Genomic DNA, 21156 nt, shown 5'->3' with positions numbered 1-21156 from the left:
AGCCGTCTATACACCGTCAAGGAACCCCAACAGACGAGGCCGTGATGACGCCAGTGACGATCAATCCCAAAGGCTGGGCCGGGGCGATCCTGTTGCTCCTGTCCGGGATGATATCTGCGGACAGCGCTGCGGCTGAAGACCCGCTGCGGCTCAGCGTTCTGGATGTGGAAACCCGGATCGGGGGGCGTATCGGGGTCGCCATGACCGATCTGGCCGGTGCGTGGATCTGGACCCATCACGCGGATGATCGCTTTCCGCTTTCCAGCACCTTCAAAAGCCTGCTGTGCGGCGTGATCCTGCGCCGCGTCGATGCCGGTGAGGACACTCTGGAGCGCCGGATCCACTATGCCGCCGCGGATCTCGTGGCCTACTCGCCGGTCACCGAACGGCACGTCGAGACCGGCATGACGGTTGGTGACCTCTGCAAGGCGACGATCACCATCAGCGACAACACCGCCGGCAACCTGCTGCTGGCGACGATCGGCGGGCCAGAGGGGTTCACCCGCGCATTGCGCGACCTCGGCGACGCAACGACCCGTCTGGATCGCTGGGAAACCGACCTGAACGAGGGGGCGCCGGGCGACCCGCGCGACACCACGACACCGCGGGCTGCGCTGACCACCCTGAAGGCACTTTTGTTCGGGGATGCCCTGACCCAGGCGTCCCGAAGGCAGCTTGCCGACTGGATGATCGCCGACGAAGTGGCCGACGATCTGTTGCGCGCCAGCCTGCCCGACGGCTGGGTCATCGGAGACAAGACCGGCGCGGGCGGGTTCGGCTCGCGGTCGATCCTTGCCGTCATCTGGCCCGATGGGGCGCAACCGGTGCTGGTGGCGATCTATCTGACCGAAAACGACGCCGACATGTCGGAACGCAACGCGGCGATTGCCGGGATCGGCGCGGCGATGGTCGCCGCCCTGCAAGCCAAGTAGACGCCCCAGGCCCGTCCGGGCCGGTCTTCAGCGGTCTGATGGTTCCCTGCTCCGGACTTTCGGCAGCCGGTCCCCGGCTTACGACTTCCAGTAGTCGTTCGCCGCCGCGACGGTCGCGAAGTAATTGGCAACGACCCCCGAGGCCTGGATCAGGCTGTCGGAATCCCCGGCATAGGCGGGACGCAGTTTCTTCAGCGTGTCCATGTCAGGCTGGGTCGCCTTCACGGCACGGCGCGCCATGGTGATGGCAAGCTGGAACCCGGCTTCGGGCGTGTCCGTCCGCAGGCTCGGCAACCAGGAAGTCGTGTCGGTGGGGGCGGGCTGGTCGGTCATGGCAGGCTCCTTGAAGGCACAACGGGAAATGTGGATGCCCCGAAGGGCAAATTACGGCACGGGGGTTGCACGATGACCCTGCGCAGCGGGGCGCGCCCCGGGGGCCGTCGCACAATGCGTGCTTGTATTCCGGGCTACGTGATTTAATAAGTATTGTAAATACCGATTGGAGTGCCGATGCGACTGACCTCCTTTACCGACTATGGCCTGCGCGCGCTGATGCGATTGGCCAGCGCGCCCGAACGCGGGTTTTCCACCGCCGAGCTCGCCGAGGAATTCGGGCTGTCGCGCAACCACCTGACCAAGATCGTGCAGCGCCTCGCACAGGCCGGGATCGTCACCACGCGCAGGGGCGGCGGGGGCGGCGCGATGCTGGCGCGGCCGTCGGACCAGATCCGGCTGGGCGATGTTGTCCGCGTGCTGGAGCAGGACCAGGCGCTGGTCGAGTGCTTCTCGGGCAAGGGAGCTTGCACCATCGACGGCCGTTGCGGGCTGAAAGGCCGCCTGCGCCGCGCCGAGGCGGCCTTCATTGCCGACCTTGACCGTTCCACCCTTGCCGATATCGCGCTGTCCCGGCCCGGGCAGGTGTCGGCGGCCACAGCATGACCGGACAGGCAAGAGGACTGGCGATGAAACTGGAACCGACCGAAAACGGGTTCGAAGCAGACCCGGGCGACCTTGGCCGGTTGTTCGACCGCACGCCGGAAGAGATCCGACAGATGATGCAGGACGGGGCCATGACCTGCCTGGTCGAGCGTGGCGAAGGCGACGACGCGGGCCGCTTTCGCGTGACCCTGCGCGACGGGACGCGCCGCGTTCGCCTGGTGGTCGATACACTGGGCAACGTGTTGACGACGACGCGCGTGCCTATGACGGCCCGCAGTGGCGGAACCGGCACCGCCTGATACCTGGCACCGACGGTTCAGCCCGCTCCGCGCCGTGCGGCAAGGGCGATCCCGCCCCAGACCGCGGTGCGAAGCGTCATGGCAAGCACGGTTCGCATTTCGAAGGCACCGCCACGCAGCACATGTACCCCGAAGGCGGCGAAGACCAGCAGGGTGGCCAGGAAAATGGCCACGGCCAGCGGCGGGGCCCATGGGCGCCCCTGCCACAGGCCGATACCCGCCAGGACATAGGCAATCCCCGCGCAGGTGTTGAACCAAAGCACGAAGGACACCACGGCCCCCATGTCGATGCCGCCAAGCAAGGTCGTGGTGCCCGAGATCACGGTCAGCACGCCGAACCCGATCGCCACGACGGCGAGGGTTCTCAGGGTCCGCGTCGGTCGTTGCGTGTCCGTCATGGGTATGATCCTTCCTTGCCGCCTGCCCGCGCATCGGGATGCCATCGTCGGCGTCCGGGCAAGCTGTCCCCCGGCATTCAGAAGACTTCGGCAGCCAGACCCGGCACGACTGGAAGTATACTCCCAATTCCCGCCGCAAGAAGGCGGACGCAGAAAATCGTAAACCGGGCGCGCGCGCTTTGGCCGCCTCGCCCTGACCACGCAAAGAGCGGCATGCGCATTTGCACCCTGGCCTAGGGCGTCTCGGTCCTTGCGTCCGGCTCTGCCGCGAAACCCGCCCGCGTCCGATTGGCAAAAGCCACCAGCGACAGCATCACCGGCACTTCGACAAGCACGCCGACCACCGTCGCCAGCGCCGCGCCAGAGTTCAGGCCGAACAGGCTGATGGCAACGGCGACGGCCAGTTCAAAGAAATTCGACGTGCCGATCAGGGCGCAGGGGGCGGCGATCCGGTGCGGCACCCGCAGGGCATAGGCGGCCCCGTACGCCAGCGCAAATATCCCGTAGGATTGCAGCAGGATCGGCACCGCGATCAGGGCGATCACCTGCGGGCGATCCAGGATCACCTGCCCTTGCAGACCGAACAGGATCACCACGGTGGCAATCAGGCCGATCATCGACCACGGCTTGATCCGGGCCTGGAAGGCGGCGATCCGGGCCTCGGTGCCCAGCCGCTTGCGGGTCACGAACCCGGCGGCAAAGGGCAGCACGACGAACAGGACAACCGACAGAACCAGCGTTTCCCAGGGCACCTGGATATCGGTGACCCCCAGCAGGAAGGCGACGATGGGCGCGAAGGCGAACACCATCACCACATCGTTCACCGACACCTGCAACAGGGTATAGCTTTCGTCGCCTCGGGTCAGTTGCGACCAGACGAACACCATGGCGGTACAGGGCGCGGCACCAAGCAGGATCAGCCCGGCGATGTATTGCTGCGCGTCCGCCGGCGCAATCAGATCCGCGAAGACATGTTCGAAGAACAGCACCCCCAGGGCGGCCATCGTGAAAGGCTTGATCAGCCAGTTGACGATCAGCGTGATGGCCAGCCCCTTGGGTTGCTTGACCGCATTGCGCAGGCTCGACGGGTCTACCCCGACCATCATCGGATAGACCATCGCCCAGATCAAAACCGCAACCACAAGGTTCACGCTGGCCACCTCGGCCGCGGCCACGGCGTTGACCAGCGCGGGGGCGGCACTGCCAAGCGCGATCCCCGCGACCATGGCAAGGGCGATCCAAAGCGAAAGGTAGCGTTCAAATGTACTCATGGGACAGAAAATTCCTTCTGTTCATCCGACAACCGCCCGGCGGGATTGGCCATAGGGTAGAGCCCCACTTCCATCGTGACCCGTTCTGCCTTGGGATAGGCAAGGATCAGGTAGGACTGCAACGCCGAATTGGTCGTATACAGACCAGCAATCTGGCTACCCCGGCCGCTGTCCCGCCACCACCATGCGCTGAACCTCGGGCAGACCCCGGCGCACCGCGTGGAACAGCTTGTCGTAACCCTGTGTCTGCAGGTACTGCGCGTGAAACGCCGAGGGCGCGATCAGTTCCAGAACCCCGTCCGACACCCCGGCAGACTCAAGCCCCGCACACCAGTTTGCATAAAAGGCCGGATCCTCGCCCTGCAGGATGGCCGCCGCGCGGCCCCAGCCCCCCTGCCCTGCCGTGTCCACGGTCGGAAATGCGACCACCTTGGCCCGCACAGGTTCCGGTGCAGACCCCGCCGCCCCGCCCAAACGCGCTTCAAGGTCTGGCCCCACGTTGGCCCAGGTCGGACGCGACGCCTCCAGAATACTGGCCCAGTCGATGCCATAGACCGTCACCCGGCCCCGCGCCGCCGGACGTTTTACCGTCAGCCAGCCCCGGGTCTTCAGCTTGGCCAACTCCCGCTTGACCGTCCGCTCGTTCACCTGCCACAGCCGGGCGATATCGGCGCGGCCGATCGACAGCTCGTCCCGCATCCAGTTGTACCGGGCGGTGATCAGGGTCATGAATCTGAGGATCGTCCGCTGGACCGAGCTTGTCTCGGCGCAGGCCATGGTGCCCAATGCCGTGAGCACATCGTATTTTCGAGAGGCAGCTCCCTGCCCCACAGCTTGCTTGGCCAACATTGGACCGTATCCTGCTCGTGCCTGTGGTTCCTGGGAACCGTGCCTCCGGTTGTCCGGACGCTTTTGCTTATGGTTCAGGATTTAGCGTCCAATTTTCGATTCTGTCAACGTGTTTGCCCCGGCGTCCCCGTTCAGCCCGCCTAATCAATCAAAGATTTAGGGTTCACAGGTGATGGGGGACATCCCATGTGTCCCCCTGTTGACCGGATTTGTCCCCCCAATGGCGCCCCTACGCCAAATCCTGTCCCCCCAAAACACGCGCGCCTCAACATCTGGCGCGGCGCTCTAGGGCGTTCGGCGATTCGCATCCGTAGCGCCAAGGCCACAAGGCCCCCGTCGGACAACGGGTTTCGCGTGGATCGAGAATATTCTGTTTTGCCAAAACAGGCAAATAGGCGTATTTCACGAATAGAGCAGAATTTACGTCTCATGAGGTGGGCATGTACAACTATCGCGACCTTCAGGAGCTTCAGTCACATTCGCTGAAAATGCAGGGCTGGATCCGGAAGCAGACCTTCTCCCCGGAAATGGAAAAGACCCTGCGCCGCTTTTCCTCGTGGGAGGTGGCCGAGCTGATCTTTAAGATCAACCAGTCCACCTTTCGCGGCCGGTTGTCGGCAGACCCCTCCCTGCCCGTCGGCGAGGTCGAGGAAGACGGCCGCCAGCGCTGGTTCTCGCTGGCCGAGATCAACGAATTGCGCCGCCGCATGAAGGTGAACCGCAAGACCCTGATGCCCCCGCGCCCGCCCGGCAAGCGCGCGATCCGCGCCGCCATTGCCAACTTCAAGGGCGGTGCAGGCAAGTCGACGGTGGCCCTGCATTTCGCTCACGCGGCGGCGCTGGACGGCTACCGGGTGTTGTGCGTGGACTTCGACCCGCAGGCGACGCTCAGCCATTCCATGGGGCTCAGCGACGTGTCCGAGGATTACACGGTCTGGGGCATCATGGCGCGCGACCTGATCCGCGAGACCGACCGCATGAACAGTGCCAGCTCGGGCGCGGCGTCGGGCACCAAGGTGGTGGAACGCCGCCTGCCCGCTTCGGTGCGCGACATGGGTCTGGAAGATCTGCGCATTTCGGACTTTATCCAGCCGACGTCCTGGCCGACCATCGACCTGATCCCGTCGTGCGCCAACGCTGCCTTTGTCGAATTCGCCTCGGCCCAGTACCGGCACCTGAACCCGGACTGGTCGTTCTTTGCCGCCGTCGACCGCTATCTTTCGGCGATCCCGGCCGACAGCTATGACATCATCATCTTCGATTGCCCGCCGGCCATCGGCTATCAATCGATGAACGCTGTCTTCGCGGCGGATGTGCTCTATATCCCGTCCGGCCCCGGCTATTGGGAATACGACAGCACCACCAGTTTCATCGGCCAGCTCAGCGAGGCGCTGGAGGATCTGGATGCCGGGTTCAAGGATGCCGCGTTCCCCGCGGGGAACGCCACCGGCCCGAAAGCCTTCCTTGACCTGCGGTTCCTTCTGACCCGGTTCGAGCCGGGCAACGAATTGCACCGCGCCATGTACGAAGCCTTCGGCAAGGTCTTCGGCGACCGTGTGACCGAGCATCCGATCGAGCTGACCCGCGCCGTCGAACAGTCAGGCCGATTCCTGAGTTCTGTCTACGAGATCGACTATCGCGACATGACCCGTGAAACATGGCGGCGCGCCCGCGCCACCTTTGACCGGGCCTATACCGAGTTTCGCAAGAACCTGACCGAAGCCTGGGAAAAGATGGAGGAGAGTGAATGACCAAGAAGAGACGTCGCGTCTTTGACATCGACATGCCCGAGGAACAGGAGAAACCGCGCCCCGGCGGTCCGCGCATCTCCTCGCTAGAGCCGCGCCGGGGACCGATGGCCAGCGCCGTGCGCGAAAACGCGGATTCCCTGCGTGACCGGGCCGAGACCGAACAGGCAATCCGGGCCGAAAACGATGCCCTGGCGCATGAATATGTGTCGCTGCGGAACCAGGGTCTTGTCCTGCAACGGGTGCCGCTGGGCGAGATCCGGACCACCAAACTGGTCCGGGATCGCAAGAGCGTGGGCGCCGAGGATCTTGAGGATCTGAAAGCCTCGATCGCGCAAATCGGCCTGTCCAACCCGATCCAGGTCGAAGCCGCCGGCGATGGCTTTGAACTGGTGCAGGGGTTGCGGCGCCTGACCGCGTTCCGGGCCCTGGATGCCGAGAACCCCGATGGCGGCTATGCCAGCATTCCAGCGGTCGTACTGGGGCAGGGTGAGTCGCTGGAAGGGCTGTATCGCCGGATGGTCGACGAAAACCTCGTGCGCACCGATATCTCCTTTGCCGAGATGGCGGCCCTGGCGCGCAGCTATGCCGAAAGCGACGCGACCACGGCGGAGACGACCGACGAGGCCGTCGATGCGCTCTATGGCTCCGTCGGCAAGCAGAAGCGCAGCTATATCCGCGCCTTTGCCAAGCTGCTGACGGTGCTGGAACGGCATCTGCAACACCCGCAGGCGATCCCGCGTGCGCTTGGTCTGGCGGTGCGCAAACGCATCGAGGCCGAGCCGGAAACATTGGCCGATCTGCAACGGACCCTGGTGACCGGCGGCGCACGGGATGCGGCCGGGGAACTGGAGATCCTGAAGGCCTATGTGGGGCAGGGAGAGACGGGCAGCGACCCCGCACAGGACGCGTTCCCCGCGGGGAACAGCGCGCCACGGGCCGGGAAATCGCCCCGCAAGGCGCGCACGACCTTCCAGGTGCAAAGCCCGAGGGGGGCGGCGAAATGCACGGCGTCCATGGGACGGCTGGAGCTGAAACTGGATGCCGATTTCACGACGATGGATCGCAGAAAGCTGGAAGCCGCCGTGCAGCAACTGCTGGCGATGCTGGACGACTAGACCGGGCCATCACGCGAGACGGGGGGGGGGGGGGCGTGCCGCCAGGCGCGCCCCTTCGGTTTTTGGGAGCGCGGACCGCCCGTGGTTGAAGCGCGCAAGGATTTCTGCGAATTCCGCCACAAAAATATCAAAGCTCGTTTAGATTTCAGGGTCTGTTCCACTCTGAATCGATGAAATCTATAAGAACGTTGAGTTTTTGGGCCGCTCCCCCTAATACTGCCAGAACCTAAACGAGCCTTGAGGTTTCCATGCCGCGCCCCCGTCACACCATCAAGACCCCCGCCGATCTTGGCGTTGCCCTTCGCAAGCGCCGCAAGGCGTTGGGCCTGACGCAAGAGACCCTTGCGGTGCAATCGGGGATCTCGGTTCCGACCATCATCGCGGCCGAGCGGGGCAAGGAAACCGCGCAGATCGGGGTGGTGTTTACCCTGTGCCGCGACCTCGGGCTCGACCTGACGGCCGAGGGCTGAGATGCAACGGCTGGACGTCTTTCTAGAAGGGCAGGCCACCCCGGTCGGCACCCTGCACCGCGCCGACGATGGTGCGGTGTCCTTCCGGTACGTGCGAAAGGATTTGCCCCATCCGCTGTCCCTGTCGCTGCCGGTTCAGGATGCGCCCTTCGGCGATGTTCCGACGCGGGGCTTCTTCGACAACCTGCTGTTCGAAAACGCCATGCGGGATCAGGTCATGCAGAAACATGGGATCGCGCAGACAGATATCGTGGGGCTGCTGGCGCATCTTGGCCGGGATTGTCCCGGTGCGATCTCGGTGGTGCCGGAGGGGGAGGGGCCAGGCAAGCGCCCCGGTCATCTGGACAGGGACTATACGGTGCTGTCGTCGGAGGATCTGGAGGCGATCCTGCGCGCCTTGCGGGACCACCGTCGTCTGCCCGAGATGTCGGAGGACCCGTCGCCCCTGGCCGGGGTGCAGGGCAAGGTGGCGGTGACGGTTCTGCTGGATGGGCGGTTTGCGCTGCCGCGCCCGGGCAGCGGCGCGCCGACAACGCATATCCTGAAGGTTCCGCGGGCGCGCGACCTGCGGCTGGTCGAACAGGAACACGCGCTGATGACGATCGCGGCCAGCTTGCTGGCGCATCCGGTGGCTGAAACGCAGGTGGTCGGGCAGGGCGACCTGCGCGGTTTGCTGATCGCCCGTTTCGACCGGTCGGTGCGGGGGGCGGAGGTGCATCGCATCCATCAGGAAGATTCCTGCCAGGCCTTGGGGCTGGGGCCGTACCTGAAGTATCAACGCAATGGCAGCGGCCCGCGCCAATTCTCGGCACAGGCGGCGGGGCGGATTCTGGCGCAATGCAGCGCCCCGGCGCAGGCGCGCTCGGCCTTTCTGGAAGGTACGATGATCAACCTGTTGCTGGGCAACACGGACAACCATGCCAAGAACCACGCCCTGCTCTACGCGCCCGATCCGACGGGCCGGCCGCAGCTTGCGCCATTTTACGATATCGTTCCGACGTTGATCGACGATCAGGTCACGCATCAGTTGTCCTTCGACATCGGGGCGGCGCAGATGGCCGATGAGATCACGGACCGGGATCTGGTGCGGTTCGCGCAGGATCTGGGATATCGCAGCCTGACCGCCCCCATGCGGCACAGGCTGGCCGCGCTGACCCGGGCCGTTGTTGACCGGATCCCGAAGATGCGCGGTCCCGGTCACAAGCGGCTTGGCGATGCCTTTTCGGCACAGGCTGCCGCGCTGGCGGCGGCCCTCGGGCTCGACCTTGAGGTTCCTGCGCGCGATCTGGTGGTGCAGAACCGTCCCTGACAGAGATCACAGGGGCCGAATGAGGCCAATCGCCAGTCAAATGGGGCAGGGCAGGGCAGTAGGGCCTTGGATTTTGGCCCAAATCCTATGCCTCTGATAAGTGCGCCTTATCGGGGGTGACAGGGCGGGGGCGGAAGTTGCGGGGGTAATGCGCGTTTATCGGTCTTTCCAACCATAATGCTGTCCAATGGACCAAATTGGCGAGAAAAAATCTTCCCATGGCATTGCAGTCTGCAACCATGCGCGCCTGTGGGCGAGGGGGAAATGTCTCTCCGTAACTTCCACAGGGGCGCCCCCGCCGTTGCGAACCCCGGCCCGTGCCGGCCGACCTGTCGGGGAGGCGCGCCTACCCGGTCCGCAGACTGGTCCGTCTGGATCCTTTCGAGTGCTGGTAGGATGACGCAGTCGCTTGGCGCAGAGGGCCCCCACATGGGTCCGGCCAGTTCAGGCGCTCGAGGCCGGGGCAGGCCGGGTCCTGAATGCGCGCAAGACCCATTTAACCCGCGATCCGGACGGCGTGATTCAACCAGGCAGCAACGCTTTGAGGGGCTGGATACGGGGGAAAGGTTGGAGTCCGTTGTCTCTGACCGTCCTCTGAGACCGTGAAAACCCGCGTTCAGTTCTGCAACATGGGTGCATTTGCTCTAACACGAAGGCCCGGAACGGTTCTTGACCTCAATGAAACAACGGAATTCGGCCCCGCACTTCCATTACCCGCAAGTTCACCTCCAAATGTCCTGACTCGCGCCGTTTCGTCGCTCCGCGGCGCTCAGCCGAACCGCCAGGTCGTTTCAACGCACGGAAACTGTGCTTGGCATGCGAAAAGCGTCCTTGCATGGGGGCGAAGCGTGTCTGCGGCGGGAATACACGGGCCACTTAGACGATGGTCATGCTGCCAGGCCACTCCGCCTCGAAGCCTGGGGGCCGTTTGTTCAAATCCGAGGAGCCGCACTGCTGACTTTCGAAGGTCGGCTACGAGCGGGAAGAGATCGACCAGTCAGCCGACCTATCGACCCGATCGCGGCGCCTGATGCCTTCATCAGGGCAATCGGAGCGGAAAATCGAGAGGGCCGTGACAGCGCCTTCTATCGCCATGTCGAAGAAGCGATCTCCATGGCCTACTGCCTCGGCTTCTGAGGCACCGACACATGCACAGCCACCGAGGGCTGGTACTCGGTTCTCCCGCACGAGCTGACCCACTGGACAGGCGCCGAGAGCCGCATGGCGCGGGAATTCGGTAAGCGCGTCGGTGATGATGTCTATGCGACGGAAGAGTTGCCTGCTGAGATCGGCGCTGCCTATTTCTGAGGCGATCTTGGGTCTGCCTCGGAGCCGCGCCACGTTCTTGCCACCTATATCGATCATGGGCTTCGCATCATGAAGGGTGACAACAAGGCGATCTTTTCGGCCACCAGCACTGCGGAAAAGGTTACCGACGTCCTCGCCGGTCTTCAGCCCGTCACGGACGAGACCCAAGCGACGGCGGCCGAATTGGCCGCCCATCGCAGGTGAGTAGTCGTGGTCTGATACCCAACCTTTTACCACCCTGGGCTAGAGTTACCCGCTCTTTCCGATCATGGCGAGGTGGTATCGTCATGTGAATTTGCCAGCATTGCCCGAGGTTTGTCCCGATGGTGCTGTGCGGTCTCTCTTCGTTGTCGCATCAAAGCCATTCATCGCTCTTTTCCCAAGCGTCGGACAGTGACGGGTAACAGTGAGGGTTAGGATATTCCGTCCGGATCCTTGAGTTGAACGGAAGCGTCCGAACCAAGCAGACAGCGTGGGGGTTGAACTGACCGAACAGAGGGCGCCGCGTTGCCAAAAAGGGGCGCGGATGCGTCCTGATACCTGCGCTGTCAGTCATGCCTGTCAGCCCGCTCTCGAATTAGCAAGCGGCCGTCCAATGCTATCGGCAAAGGCACTCCCACCCCGCATCCTGCGGAATATGCCCCCTTGTGCCGTGCGGTTTTGGCAATCCGTATTGCCGACACGCCTGATCCATACCTTTGCCATGCGGCGTGGCTGCCCCGACAATCATCACCCACGCGCCGGTCGGGTGACGGACTCCCTTGAAACAAGGGTACACTCCAGCTTGACCAATGCGCCCTGGCGTTCGTCGGTCTCCCCGCCCTCGCGGATAATCTGCTCGACTGCCCACCGGCCCATGGCCCGGCTTGGCAGAATCAACGAGGTCAGCGGCGGCGACATGTGGCGCGTTATCTCTTCGTCGTCGAAGCCGACAACCGAGATATCTTCGGGAATGCGCAGACCCATTTCCTTGAGCGCTTCGTAGCACCCCACGGCCATCCGGTCGTTCTGGCAGAAGATCGCCGTTGGCGGCACGTCCAGTTCCATCAGTTCCTGCGTGCCGCGGTAGCCGGCGCTGGGAGACCAGTCGCCGGCAACGACCAACTCCGGCGAAAAGGGAATATCCGCGGTTGCCAGGGCATTGCGGTAACCTTGAAGACGGTCCTGCGCGGCCTCCATGAAGCTTTCCCCGGTGATCGTTGCTATGCGCCGGTGCCCTGCCGCCAGCAGGGCATTGGTCGCGCGATGGCCGCCGGCGATCTCTCCTGGAACGACCGCCGGGAACTCCCCGTCCGCAGTATAGCAGTTGACCAGGATCACCGGCATCCGGGCATCGCGAATGCCATCGGGGATCTTGATTTCGCGTGTGAAAATGCAGGCGTAGATGATGGCCTGCACCCCCAGATCGCGGAACATGGTCAACGTCCGCTCTTCAAGCGCCGCGTTGCCATCTGTCTCGGCCGTCAACACCAGGGCATCCAGCGCGCGTGCGACCTGGCGCACCCCGTCAAGCATCACCACCCCTTCCGGACTTGTCGTCATCTTGTCGATCACGAATGCAATCGCATCCTTGCCCCCAGAACGATCCTGAAGTCCCTGCAACATGGACGGCCGATAGCCCAGATCCCTGGCAATCTCCAGAACCCGTTTCCGCGTCATGTCCGAGATTTTCACTGAGGTATTCGCGTTCAGGACGAAGGACACGGTCGATTGCGAACACTCTGCAACGCGCGCGATGTCCTGCATGGTCACACGGCCCTTGGCAGGCCCCTTGCCAAGGGCCTTTCTTTGACCGTCCGATCCAGAGAGGGATTTGTTCGTCATAATGGCCGATAGTTGCCCGCCGGACGGAGAAGGTCAACAATATAACTAATAATTATTTATTGACTGGCTGGAATTATTAGTCTTGAGTGGCGTCAGGCTTTGACCGGCAGGGTGCCGGGAACGGAACCGTCCGCGGCAAGGGAGGGCCGAAGCCACAATCAAATGGGAGGAATACACATGAAACGCAGAATCCTGATGGGGACGGCGATTGCCTTGGGTCTTGGACTGACAAGTATGTCTGCCATCGCCGAGCCGCCGCCCCTTGAGCAGAAAGACCGCTACAAGGTCGGATTTGCCCAGACCGAATCCAACAATCCCTGGCGCATTGCCCAGACCAAGTCTTTTGAGGAAACCGCCGAAACCTGCGGCTGGGATCTTATCGCAACCGATGCCACAGGCTCTGCCGCCAAGCAGGTTGCCGACGTGGACTCGATGATTGCGCAGGGCATCGATGTGCTGTTCCTGCCCCCGCGCGAGGAAAAGCCGCTCATTCCTGCCGTGATGAAGGCCCAGGCCGCGGGCATTCCCACCTTCCTTGTTGACCGTTCGGTTGACCAGAACGTGGCGCAGGCCGGCAATCAGTACGTCTCGTTTCTTGGATCGGATTTCATCGACCAGGGCCGGCGTGTGGCGGAATGGGTGACCGAGAATTTCGACGGCGACAAGGGCATCATCGTAGAGCTTGAAGGCACCACCGGCTCCTCGCCCGCACGGGACCGCAAGTCCGGATTCGACGACAACATCGTCAAGGATGACCGGTTCGAGATCGTCGCCAGCCAGACCGGCGACTTCGCCCGCGACATGGGCCGCCAGGTCATGGAAACGCTGCTTCAGGCACATCCGGATGTGAACATCGTCTATGCCCACAACGACGAAATGGCCATCGGCGCGATCCAGGCCCTGGAACTGGCTGGCCGAAAGCCGGGTGAGGACGTTCTTGTCGTGTCCATCGACGGCACCCGCGACGCGCTTCAGGCGATCATCGACGGCAAGATGGGCGTGACGGTGGAATCCTCGCCGTTCTTCGGTCCGCTGGCCTGTGAAGTGATGCAGAAATACGCTGCAGGCGAAGAGATCCCGGCATGGGTGAAGGTTGAAGACCGCATCTTCACCGCCGAGAATGCCGCCGATCATATCGACGAAGCCTATTGAACCTGACTTGCCGGGGGCTGCCTTTGGGTGGCCCCCACGCATTTTGGCGAAAGGCCCCTGATGCAACCGCTCCTGAAAATGCAGGGCATCAACAAGTCATTTGCGGGCGTCGCAGCACTCACCTCCGCAGACCTTGAGATTGCCCCCGGCGAAGTTCACGCCGTCATCGGCCAGAACGGTGCCGGAAAATCCACGATGATCAAGATCCTGACCGGCGTCTATCGCAGGGATTCAGGAAAGATGGACTTCGAAGGCAAGCCTTGGAATGCAGGCTCGCCACGCGAGGCGCAGGACAACGGCATTGCCACGATCTACCAGGAACTGAGCCTGGTGCCGCTTCGCTCGGTGACCGAGAATGTCATCATCGGCTATGAACCGCGCACCCGGCTTGGCCTGATCGACTGGAAGGCCGCGCACAGGCGGACCCGCGAGATCCTTGCCGAGTTCGGCATCGACATCGACGTGACCCGGCCGCTTGGAAGCTATTCCACTACCGTTCAGCAACTTACCGCGATTGCACGGGCGGTCTCGCTGAACTCGCGGCTGGTCATCATGGACGAACCGACCTCGTCGCTTGACGACAGCGAGGTCAAAACCCTGTTCGGCGTCGTCCGCGGGCTGAAAGCGCGGGGCGTGTCCGTCATCTATGTCAGCCATTTCCTGGACGAGCTGTTCCACATCTGCGACCGCGCCACGATCATGCGCGACGGTCAGCGCGTGGCCGTGCGCAAGATCGCCGAAACGACCAAGCTTGGATTGATCGCCGACATGCTAGGCCGTGACCCCGAAGAGATTGCCGCCGCCGGGATGACCGATCTCGCGGGCGGAACCCATGCGCGCGGTGACGTGTTGCTGGAGGCCTCGAACCTGAACACCGGCCGCAACCTGCGCGACGTTTCGGTTTCGGTGCACAAGGGCGAAATCGTGGGTCTGGGCGGGCTGCTCGGCTCGGGCCGGACAGAAACCGCGCGGGCCATTTTCGCCATGGACCGTCTGCATGGGGGCGTCGTGGCCACCCACGCGAACCCGGCCGGGTTCCGCGACCCGGCAGAGGCGATCCGCAGCGGCATCGGCTTTCTGACCGAAGACCGCAAGGCAGAGGGGATCGTACCCGAGATGTCGGTGCGCGAGAACATGACCCTGGCCCTGTTGCCCAGGTTGCTGCGCAATGGCGCGATCGACCGGGCCCGCGAAGAAGAGATCGTCAATCATTTCGTCAAGGCGCTGGGAATCAAGCTGGCCAACATCGAACAGTCGATCCGCGAGCTTTCGGGCGGCAACCAGCAAAAAGTGCTGCTGGCGCGCTGGCTGGCGCTGGAACCTGACCTGCTGATCCTTGATGAGCCGACCCGTGGCGTCGATGTGGGGGCGAAATTCGAAATCCAGTCGATCATCCAGAAGTATGTCGAGAAAGGCGTCGGGGTGCTGCTGATTTCTTCGGAATTCGAAGAGCTGGTGGAAGGCGCCAACAGGATTGTCGTCTTGCAGGACGGCGTGTCGGTTGCCGAATTGCAGAATCCGGGCATCACGGAAGAAAGCCTGATCGGTGCGATTGCCCAGTCGCATGACAGGGCGGACGCAGGGGCCATCGCATGACTGACCGCATCCAACCCCCACCGGCGCAGCGCGCGCGGGCCGCTTTTTCGGGGACCGACCTGAAATTCCTGTCCAGAAACGGCGGCCTTGTCGCGCTGGTGGTGCTTCTTTTGATCAATGTCGCGATCACGCCCAACTTTCTGCAAATGCAAACCCTGTTCGTGAACATCTCGCAGGTGGCCACCATTGCCATCGTTGCCGTCGGGATGACGCTGGTGATCGCCACTGCCGGGATCGACCTGTCGGTCGGGGCGGTGATGGCTGTCGCCGGCGCGCTGGCACCATTGATTTTCCTCAGTGATTTCGCGCAGGCCAATCCGACGCTGGGGCTGACGGCCGCCATCGTGGTGCCGATCCTCGTGGCGCTGATGTGTGGCCTGTTCAACGGCGTTCTTGTGGCCTATCTCGGCGTGCAGCCGATCATTGCCACGCTGATCTTCTTCATCTCGGGCCGCGGCATCGCGCAGGTGCTGACCAATGGGAACCTTCAGACCTTCACCCATCCCGGATTTTCCTATCTCGGGACCGGCAAGATCCTTGGGTTGCCGTTTCAGGGCTGGCTGGTCGTGGCCATCGCCCTCGTCGCCTGGTGGATGGTCAACCGCACCATGTATGGCCGCCGTATCCTGGCCGTGGGCGGCAACGAAAAGGCGGCACGCCTGACCGGCACGCCGGTGCGGCGGGTCAAGATCGGCGTCTACGTCATCTCGGCGGGGCTGTCGGGCCTGGCCGGGCTGATCGTCGTCGCCATCAATTCCGCCTCGGACGCCGCCCGGATCGGCGTGCTGATGGAGCTTGACGCCATCGCCGCGGCGGTGGTGGGCGGCACGCTTCTGATGGGGGGCAAGGCGCCGATCTTCGGGGCCATCCTCGGTGCGATGATCATCCAGTTGGTGAAATACACCCTGCTGGCCAACGGTGTGGCCGACGAGGTCGCGCTGATCGCCAAGGCCGGCATCATCGTCCTGGCTGTTTATGTGCAACAAGGCCGCAAGGAGTGACCGGACATGCTTGACCAGACCACCTTCGACCTGCGCCGGTATATTCAGGGCAATGGCCAGAGCATGGGCGTGTGGATTGCGCTTGTCGTCGTCATTGCCTTCGGATTGCTGCGCTACGACAATTTCGGCGGCGCCTACAACATCAGTTCGTTCCTCAACTACAACTCGATGTTCATCGCCATCGCGCTTGGCATGTGCTTCGTCATCATGACCGGCGGGATCGACCTGTCGCTGGGATCGGTGGTGGCGTTCACCTCGGTTTGCGTGGCCTATCTTTCGCCCTATGGCATCCAGGTGGCGCTTCCCGGCGGCATCCTGGCGGGAATGGCCATCGGCGGGCTCAATGCCTTCTTCGTCATCGCGATGCGCATCCCGCCATTCATCGCCACCCTTGCCACAATGCTGGGCGCAAAGGGCGGCGCCCTTGTGATCTCGGGGCGGCAGACGATCTCGGTCGACTGGGGGTCCAACTTCACCAAATTCGGCATGGGATCGGTGGGCGGCATCCTGCCATGGTCGATCATCGCCGTGGCGATCCTCGCCGGGGTTCTCTGGATCGTGCTGGAAAAGACGTCCCTCGGACGCACCGTCGAAGCCATCGGCGGCGGCGAGGACGCAACCCGGATGATGGGCCTGCCGGTCAACCGCGCAAAGGCTTTCGTCTATATCCTGTCGGGAGGCTGCGCGGGGCTTGCGGGGGTGATCCTGGCCTCGGGCTTTGGTGCCGGCCAACCGCTGGAAGGCGTCGGCTGGGAGTTGTCCGCCATCGCCTCGGTCGTTGTCGGCGGCACGCTGCTCACGGGCGGGCTGGGGTCTGTTCCGGCCACCGTTGCGGGCGCATTGTTGCTGGGGCTGGTGTTCAACATTCTGAACTTCGAAAACGGGCGCGGCGTGATCAGCATCTCGGCCTACTGGCAAATGGTCGTGCGCGGGTTGTTCCTGTTCGTCGTCATTCTTCTGCAATCCCGCGTCTCGCGCGCCACGGATATACAACGAAGCCCGTCGGGATGAGCTCCGGTTTTTGGGCTGCAAGGGTCCCCCCAAGTATCCATTCGGGGACTGTTGCATTAACCGAGCCATTTGACCACGACCGTGCTTTTGAGATCAATCATGCCGCGTATGTCACCCTTCAAGCATCACCGTTTTCCACGAGAGATCATCCTTTGCGCGGTGCGTTGGTATTTGCGTTTCCCGCTGTCCTATCAGGACGTCGTGGATCTGCTCACAGGGCGCGGCATCACCATTGATCGATCGACCGTGTATCGCTGGGTTCAGAAGTTCGGCCCGGAGTTGATCAGGCGAACAGAAAAGCAACTGCGTCGCGCCAGCATCGACTGGCATGTCGATGAGACCTACATCCGGGTTGGCGGGAAGTGGCGCTACCTGTGGCGTGCCATCGAGGCAAACGCTCAGATGGTCGATTTCCGCCTGACCGCTCGACAGGATGCGAAGGCGGCCAAGGCCTTTCTGAACAAGGCAATAAAGTGTGTGCGCCTGCATCGCCCCGTCACGATCTGCACGGACAAGGCGCAGGCCTATCGGCGCGTCATCCGTGAGATCAATCACCGACATGATCCACATGTTGACAGCTTCCGGCACATCGATCGGAAATGGCGATACAACCTGATCGAAAGAGATCACGCCGCCATGAAACGGTTGCTAGGTTACCGCCAGAGCTTTCGTTCCCTACGAACGGATAAGGCGACCCTGAGCGGGATAGAAACCATTGGGACCATCAAACGTGGACACATCTTTTACAAACAACCGGGCGTCAGGGGCGAAATCGCGTTCATCGACAGCTTGTTCAAAACCGCCGCTTGATCCAAAAGGTCTAACAAAGCCGACTTCAGTTTGAAAGGACCAATGCAACAGTCCCTCTCGTTCCACTAGGGACCATCCATTGAGTGTTTTACTCTCCGATAAACCCGGCGCGGTTCAGGCCAGAAGAGAAGACCCTGCTAGGGCGCCCTTTCGACAACATCGTGGGCAGGGACGCCCAAGGGCGTCGACGAGACGAGGAAACTCTGCAGTTCACTCAAGACTGGTATCTCCTCGGCCAGCATGGGTGCAGCTTGTTGGATGGCCGCATAGAGATCGGCGACGAGCTTCTCATCGACGGTTGTTCGCGTGACCAGAGAGGCGACGACAGACAAACTTGGTATTTCTTCTCCAGGTAGTCCGTACATACCGAGATCAATAAAGGACTTTCGGTAAGTGTCGCTACGACCGAGTAGTTCTCGTATACGCGGGCCGTCAAATTCAATAAATCTCACGCCGCACCGCTCCACGGCCTCCGCAACAAGTGCACTGGGGTGACCGACAACCAGGATGGCCGCATCAATTGTGCCTTTGCAAAGTTCTTCGATCGCGTTGGCCGGGAGCAATTCCCGAACCGACCCGAAATCACCAAGCGAGAAGTCCAGCGATTCGAGCAAGTGGTTGACCGTGGCATTGCGACCGGAGGCTGGACGCCCGATATCCACTTTCTTCCCCAACATATCCAACGCGCTGAAAATATCCGAGCCGGGTGCAACGAGAACGGTAATTGTTTCTGAATAGAGCGCTGCGATGACGCGCAGGTCCGTCATTGCAGGTCCATGGGAGAATGGCGCGGTTCCCAAAAAGGCAGCGTTCAGCCAGTCCGACTGAACGATTGCAAACTCCAGGGCGCCTTCCTGGAGAGCAGTCAAGTTGTAGATCGATCCAGGGGACGGTTCTGGACTGCACCGCCGGCGGGAATCGTCCGCCCGGTTGAAGGCTTTGCAGATGGCCTGAGCGACCGGGTAGTAGTTTCCTGAAATATCACCGGAGCCGATGCTGAACAGTTTGACCGGTTCGGCGACAGCGACATGGTGGCAAAAGACAAGAAGTGCGACTAGTGTGCTACGGAGATAGCGTCTCATTGTGCTGATCCCGATCAAGCTGCCTTTGACATGGAAGACCCATTCCACCATGCCTGAGTTTGTATACGACATCCCGACACGCTCCCTTGCCATATGGTTCGTGGTCGGTTCACTTCTGGCGGTCGCAGTTGGCTTGTTCATCATAAAGCCATTGCTCCGACTTTTACTTGGTACGGGGCCGGACTTCAATCCGTCGATCAACTATGTGACATCCGGTTTCAGCCTGTTTTACGGTTTGTTGCTTGGCCTTTTGACAGTCGCGGCCTTTCAAAATTCCGAACGGGTCAAGGAAAGCATCCTGAACGAGGCGACGTCGCTTGGTTCTCTTTACGCCCAGTTGGATGTCTACCCGGAGCCTTTCCGGAGCGATGTGAAATGGCACATCCGCGACTACACGCTGTTCACCATCCACAAGGAATGGTTGGCGCATAAGGAGGGTCGAATTCTAAATGGAGGATACGGCCGCGTCGAAGCTGTCCGACACAAGTTGGCCTTGTTCGAGCCGCAGACGGACGGAGAGACGATTGTTCACGCGGAAGTCATTTCGTCGTTTCAGGATTTTACAGATGCAAGGCAACGTCGGCTCTCTGGCGTTAGAACGGCGATACCGCCGGTGTTGTGGCAAGCGGTGCTTGTCGGTGCTGGTGTGAGCATATTGTTCATGACGATCTTGCGGATTCGCGTTCTTCAACATGTCTTGCTTGGCAGCATCACGGCATTGTTTCTTGGGATTATCCTGTTCGTAATCACAACACTTGATCGGCCACTTCGAGGCGAAGCAGCGCTGCCGCCACAGCCATTTGAAACCTTGTGGACCAGGGCGATGATCTGGGATGAACCGGATGGGGAGCGCTTCTGACATGGCAGATTTTCACGTTCGCAATATTGAAGGAATGCGTCAGATCCGGGTCGATCTGCAGAACGAGACCATACGCGCAGCGCGTGGCGCATTGTCCAACTACTCAGGCTCGATAACATTCACGCCAAGGCTGCCAGCACTACGGGACATCCTTCGAAGCCTTTTTGCACATGAGTCGCGCGTCCGGCCCTATTACACTGGGACAGGCTCTGTCCTGCTGCAACCTTCTCTCGCCGGCTTCCATGTGTTTGAGTTGCAAGGGGACGAGAAGTGGATTTTGGAACCGGGAGAGTACTGGGCCAGTGAGGCCAATGTCGATTTGGGATTGCACCGAGACCCGTTCTTCTCAAGCTTCTGGGCTGGAGATGGCTTCTTTGCGTGGAAGACAACCGTCAGCGGAAAAGGAAAAGTCGCGATCAATGCGCCAGGGCCGGTGGAAGAAGTCTGCGTGAAGGATGGGGAACTCAAAGTCCAGGGACGCCTGGTCTTGGGCAGAACGTCTGGATTGCGATTCAGGTCGGTGCGATCGGCGCGCTTTCCCCGAAACTTCATATCCGGTCAAGAGCGATTGAGATTGTATGAAGGATCTGGGAAGGCTCTTGTGTGTTGGACGCCTTACTGGAACGAGTATCTTCATAGCCAGATGACAGAAGGTGAGAGAATTAGCAGAACACTGTTCGAATAGTTCTGACTTGTGATTCAACACACCTTCAGCGGCTTTTCTGCACAGTAGCGGCAGAGGGTCCAGGATCGGAAAACCGGCCCGAAGGGTCCTGACCTGAGACCCAACTCTCCTCCAGATTTTAGGAGAATCCGCGTATTGATTTGTGGCTTCATGCGGCCAGTTTTTGCAACGTGATTTTGGCCACAAATTCGTTGGGCGTGAGATTTCCCAGTGATGAATGGGGCCGGTTTTGATTGTAGTCCTCCTTCCACTTGGTGATCTCTAATCGGGCGTCTGCTAACGACGAGAACAGCGTTTCGTTCAGGCATTCGTCCCGGAAGCTGCCGTTGAAACTTTCAATGAAAGCGTTCTGTGTTGGCTTACCGGGATGTCCGTCGTCAGGGATTTTGGGACAGATGGCTGCGTGATCTAAGAGAGGGTCAGGCTCATCTGTCTGGGTTGATTATGCGGCGGATTTGCGGTGAAGCAACCGTCGCGTTTCGATGGTCTTTCGTT

21 protein-coding genes and 1 pseudogene are annotated in these 21156 nt (G+C 61.7%); 14 read left to right on the top strand and 8 right to left on the bottom strand.

Annotation, left to right across the window (positions count from 1 at the left end; genetic code table 11):
- Nucleotides 1-107: 107 nt before the first annotated feature.
- The gene (bla, locus tag ACP15K_RS18640; protein ID WP_394355451.1) at nt 108-932 is read left to right on the top strand and encodes a class A beta-lactamase; all 825 of its coding nucleotides are present in this window, start codon (nt 108-110) and stop codon (nt 930-932) included.
- Nucleotides 933-1010: 78 nt separating this feature from the next.
- Here bla and ACP15K_RS18635 read toward each other — a convergent pair whose 3' ends face one another.
- Complete coding sequence (locus tag ACP15K_RS18635; protein WP_193140928.1) at nt 1011-1265, bottom strand: hexameric tyrosine-coordinated heme protein; 255 nt, start codon at nt 1263-1265, stop codon at nt 1011-1013.
- A gap of 177 nt (nt 1266-1442) precedes the next feature.
- On the opposite strand from ACP15K_RS18635, the gene ACP15K_RS18630 reads away from it, so the two are divergent.
- Both ACP15K_RS18630 and ACP15K_RS18625 read left to right on the top strand, forming a co-directional pair.
- Nucleotides 1443-1871: an Rrf2 family transcriptional regulator gene (locus ACP15K_RS18630; protein WP_193140929.1), complete on the top strand. Its 429-nt coding sequence runs from the start codon at nt 1443-1445 to the stop codon at nt 1869-1871.
- Nucleotides 1872-1894: 23 nt separating this feature from the next.
- On the top strand, nt 1895-2170 hold the full coding sequence (locus ACP15K_RS18625) for a DUF6522 family protein (protein WP_193140930.1): 276 nt from the start codon (nt 1895-1897) through the stop codon (nt 2168-2170).
- Nucleotides 2171-2187: 17 nt separating this feature from the next.
- Here ACP15K_RS18625 and ACP15K_RS18620 read toward each other — a convergent pair whose 3' ends face one another.
- The 3 genes from ACP15K_RS18620 to ACP15K_RS18610 form a co-directional block, all read right to left on the bottom strand.
- On the bottom strand, nt 2188-2568 hold the full coding sequence (locus ACP15K_RS18620; RefSeq protein ID WP_193140931.1) for a hypothetical protein: 381 nt from the start codon (nt 2566-2568) through the stop codon (nt 2188-2190).
- Nucleotides 2569-2801: 233 nt separating this feature from the next.
- Nucleotides 2802-3839 carry an ACR3 family arsenite efflux transporter gene (gene arsB / locus ACP15K_RS18615; RefSeq protein ID WP_193140932.1) on the bottom strand — a complete coding sequence of 346 codons (1038 nt, stop codon included), beginning with the start codon at nt 3837-3839 and terminating at the stop codon, nt 2802-2804.
- 156 nt (nt 3840-3995) lie between these two features.
- On the bottom strand, nt 3996-4688 hold the full coding sequence (locus ACP15K_RS18610; RefSeq protein WP_193140933.1) for a hypothetical protein: 693 nt from the start codon (nt 4686-4688) through the stop codon (nt 3996-3998).
- 440 nt (nt 4689-5128) lie between these two features.
- Between ACP15K_RS18610 and ACP15K_RS18605 the strand changes: the two genes are divergently transcribed.
- The 4 genes from ACP15K_RS18605 to ACP15K_RS18590 all read left to right on the top strand — a co-directional run bounded on the left by ACP15K_RS18605 (nt 5129) and on the right by ACP15K_RS18590 (nt 9333).
- A complete protein-coding gene (locus tag ACP15K_RS18605) occupies nt 5129-6439 on the top strand; it encodes an AAA family ATPase (RefSeq protein WP_193140934.1) in 1311 nt (436 codons plus the stop codon).
- Entirely contained in the window at nt 6436-7554 is a 1119-nt protein-coding gene (locus ACP15K_RS18600) for a ParB/RepB/Spo0J family partition protein (protein ID WP_424991253.1), read from the top strand. The genes ACP15K_RS18605 and ACP15K_RS18600 overlap by 4 nt, the downstream gene beginning before the upstream one ends.
- Before the next feature lie 248 nt (nt 7555-7802).
- Nucleotides 7803-8024 (top strand): helix-turn-helix domain-containing protein, encoded by a 222-nt coding sequence (locus ACP15K_RS18595; protein WP_193140936.1) that lies wholly within the window; start codon nt 7803-7805, stop codon nt 8022-8024.
- A gap of 1 nt (nt 8025) precedes the next feature.
- Nucleotides 8026-9333, top strand: coding sequence for a HipA domain-containing protein (locus ACP15K_RS18590; protein WP_424991252.1), 1308 nt, complete (start codon nt 8026-8028; stop codon nt 9331-9333).
- A gap of 972 nt (nt 9334-10305) precedes the next feature.
- Here ACP15K_RS18590 and ACP15K_RS18585 read toward each other — a convergent pair.
- Together ACP15K_RS18585 and ACP15K_RS18580 are read right to left on the bottom strand one after the other, a co-directional pair.
- Nucleotides 10306-10836: a hypothetical protein gene (locus ACP15K_RS18585; RefSeq protein ID WP_424991251.1), complete on the bottom strand. Its 531-nt coding sequence runs from the start codon at nt 10834-10836 to the stop codon at nt 10306-10308.
- A 534-nt stretch (nt 10837-11370) separates the two neighbouring features.
- Nucleotides 11371-12465 carry a LacI family DNA-binding transcriptional regulator gene (locus ACP15K_RS18580; RefSeq protein ID WP_424991250.1) on the bottom strand — a complete coding sequence of 365 codons (1095 nt, stop codon included), beginning with the start codon at nt 12463-12465 and terminating at the stop codon, nt 11371-11373.
- A gap of 177 nt (nt 12466-12642) precedes the next feature.
- Between ACP15K_RS18580 and ACP15K_RS18575 the strand changes: the two genes are divergently transcribed.
- The 5 genes from ACP15K_RS18575 (at nt 12643) to ACP15K_RS18555 (ending at nt 18035) form a co-directional block, all read left to right on the top strand.
- Nucleotides 12643-13617, top strand: a complete 975-nt coding sequence (locus tag ACP15K_RS18575) for an ABC transporter substrate-binding protein (protein WP_424991249.1) — start codon at nt 12643-12645, stop codon at nt 13615-13617.
- A 60-nt stretch (nt 13618-13677) separates the two neighbouring features.
- Nucleotides 13678-15213 carry a sugar ABC transporter ATP-binding protein gene (locus tag ACP15K_RS18570; RefSeq protein ID WP_424991248.1) on the top strand — a complete coding sequence of 512 codons (1536 nt, stop codon included), beginning with the start codon at nt 13678-13680 and terminating at the stop codon, nt 15211-15213.
- The gene (locus ACP15K_RS18565; protein ID WP_424991247.1) at nt 15210-16214 is read left to right on the top strand and encodes an ABC transporter permease; all 1005 of its coding nucleotides are present in this window, start codon (nt 15210-15212) and stop codon (nt 16212-16214) included. Before ACP15K_RS18570 ends, ACP15K_RS18565 begins: the two co-directional genes overlap by 4 nt.
- A 6-nt stretch (nt 16215-16220) precedes the next feature.
- Nucleotides 16221-17225 carry an ABC transporter permease gene (locus ACP15K_RS18560; RefSeq protein ID WP_424991246.1) on the top strand — a complete coding sequence of 335 codons (1005 nt, stop codon included), beginning with the start codon at nt 16221-16223 and terminating at the stop codon, nt 17223-17225.
- 99 nt (nt 17226-17324) lie between these two features.
- On the top strand, nt 17325-18035 hold the full coding sequence (locus ACP15K_RS18555; RefSeq protein ID WP_424991256.1) for an IS6 family transposase: 711 nt from the start codon (nt 17325-17327) through the stop codon (nt 18033-18035).
- Between the two features lie 137 nt (nt 18036-18172).
- Here the strand turns inward: ACP15K_RS18555 and ACP15K_RS18550 are convergent, their stop codons facing one another.
- The gene (locus ACP15K_RS18550; protein WP_193140860.1) at nt 18173-19117 is read right to left on the bottom strand and encodes a TAXI family TRAP transporter solute-binding subunit; all 945 of its coding nucleotides are present in this window, start codon (nt 19115-19117) and stop codon (nt 18173-18175) included.
- A gap of 1 nt (nt 19118) precedes the next feature.
- Between ACP15K_RS18550 and ACP15K_RS18545 the strand changes: the two genes are divergently transcribed.
- On the top strand, nt 19119-19976 hold the full coding sequence (locus ACP15K_RS18545; protein WP_193140861.1) for a DUF4239 domain-containing protein: 858 nt from the start codon (nt 19119-19121) through the stop codon (nt 19974-19976).
- Between the two features lies 1 nt (nt 19977).
- Entirely contained in the window at nt 19978-20661 is a 684-nt protein-coding gene (locus tag ACP15K_RS18540; RefSeq protein ID WP_193140862.1) for an AIM24 family protein, read from the top strand.
- A gap of 148 nt (nt 20662-20809) precedes the next feature.
- Here the strand turns inward: ACP15K_RS18540 and ACP15K_RS18535 are convergent.
- Nucleotides 20810-21028 (bottom strand): annotated as a pseudogene (locus tag ACP15K_RS18535) (integrase core domain-containing protein); the annotation flags it as partial.
- Between the last annotated feature and the right edge of the window lie 128 nt (nt 21029-21156).

This window comes from Fluviibacterium sp. S390, assembly GCF_049800695.1.
Lineage (GTDB): Bacteria > Pseudomonadota > Alphaproteobacteria > Rhodobacterales > Rhodobacteraceae > Meridianimarinicoccus.
The sequence above is the reverse complement of the archived record's forward strand: the minus strand, read 5'-3'. Positions and strand labels throughout refer to the sequence as shown.

Coding starts and splice junctions, on each gene's coding strand:
- ACP15K_RS18595 (WP_193140936.1), top strand. CDS start 7,803: ATGCCGCGCCCCCGTCACACCATCAAGACCCCCGCCGATCTTGGCGTT.
- ACP15K_RS18565 (WP_424991247.1), top strand. CDS start 15,210: ATGACTGACCGCATCCAACCCCCACCGGCGCAGCGCGCGCGGGCCGCT.
- ACP15K_RS18550 (WP_193140860.1), bottom strand. CDS start 19,117: ATGAGACGCTATCTCCGTAGCACACTAGTCGCACTTCTTGTCTTTTGC.
- ACP15K_RS18560 (WP_424991246.1), top strand. CDS start 16,221: ATGCTTGACCAGACCACCTTCGACCTGCGCCGGTATATTCAGGGCAAT.
- ACP15K_RS18600 (WP_424991253.1), top strand. CDS start 6,436: ATGACCAAGAAGAGACGTCGCGTCTTTGACATCGACATGCCCGAGGAA.
- ACP15K_RS18635 (WP_193140928.1), bottom strand. CDS start 1,265: ATGACCGACCAGCCCGCCCCCACCGACACGACTTCCTGGTTGCCGAGC.
- ACP15K_RS18555 (WP_424991256.1), top strand. CDS start 17,325: ATGCCGCGTATGTCACCCTTCAAGCATCACCGTTTTCCACGAGAGATC.
- arsB (WP_193140932.1), bottom strand. CDS start 3,839: ATGAGTACATTTGAACGCTACCTTTCGCTTTGGATCGCCCTTGCCATG.
- ACP15K_RS18605 (WP_193140934.1), top strand. CDS start 5,129: ATGTACAACTATCGCGACCTTCAGGAGCTTCAGTCACATTCGCTGAAA.
- ACP15K_RS18540 (WP_193140862.1), top strand. CDS start 19,978: ATGGCAGATTTTCACGTTCGCAATATTGAAGGAATGCGTCAGATCCGG.
- ACP15K_RS18585 (WP_424991251.1), bottom strand. CDS start 10,836: ATGGGCGGCCAATTCGGCCGCCGTCGCTTGGGTCTCGTCCGTGACGGG.
- ACP15K_RS18630 (WP_193140929.1), top strand. CDS start 1,443: ATGCGACTGACCTCCTTTACCGACTATGGCCTGCGCGCGCTGATGCGA.
- ACP15K_RS18590 (WP_424991252.1), top strand. CDS start 8,026: ATGCAACGGCTGGACGTCTTTCTAGAAGGGCAGGCCACCCCGGTCGGC.
- ACP15K_RS18580 (WP_424991250.1), bottom strand. CDS start 12,465: ATGACGAACAAATCCCTCTCTGGATCGGACGGTCAAAGAAAGGCCCTT.
- ACP15K_RS18610 (WP_193140933.1), bottom strand. CDS start 4,688: ATGTTGGCCAAGCAAGCTGTGGGGCAGGGAGCTGCCTCTCGAAAATAC.
- ACP15K_RS18570 (WP_424991248.1), top strand. CDS start 13,678: ATGCAACCGCTCCTGAAAATGCAGGGCATCAACAAGTCATTTGCGGGC.
- bla (WP_394355451.1), top strand. CDS start 108: ATGATATCTGCGGACAGCGCTGCGGCTGAAGACCCGCTGCGGCTCAGC.
- ACP15K_RS18625 (WP_193140930.1), top strand. CDS start 1,895: ATGAAACTGGAACCGACCGAAAACGGGTTCGAAGCAGACCCGGGCGAC.
- ACP15K_RS18575 (WP_424991249.1), top strand. CDS start 12,643: ATGAAACGCAGAATCCTGATGGGGACGGCGATTGCCTTGGGTCTTGGA.
- ACP15K_RS18620 (WP_193140931.1), bottom strand. CDS start 2,568: ATGACGGACACGCAACGACCGACGCGGACCCTGAGAACCCTCGCCGTC.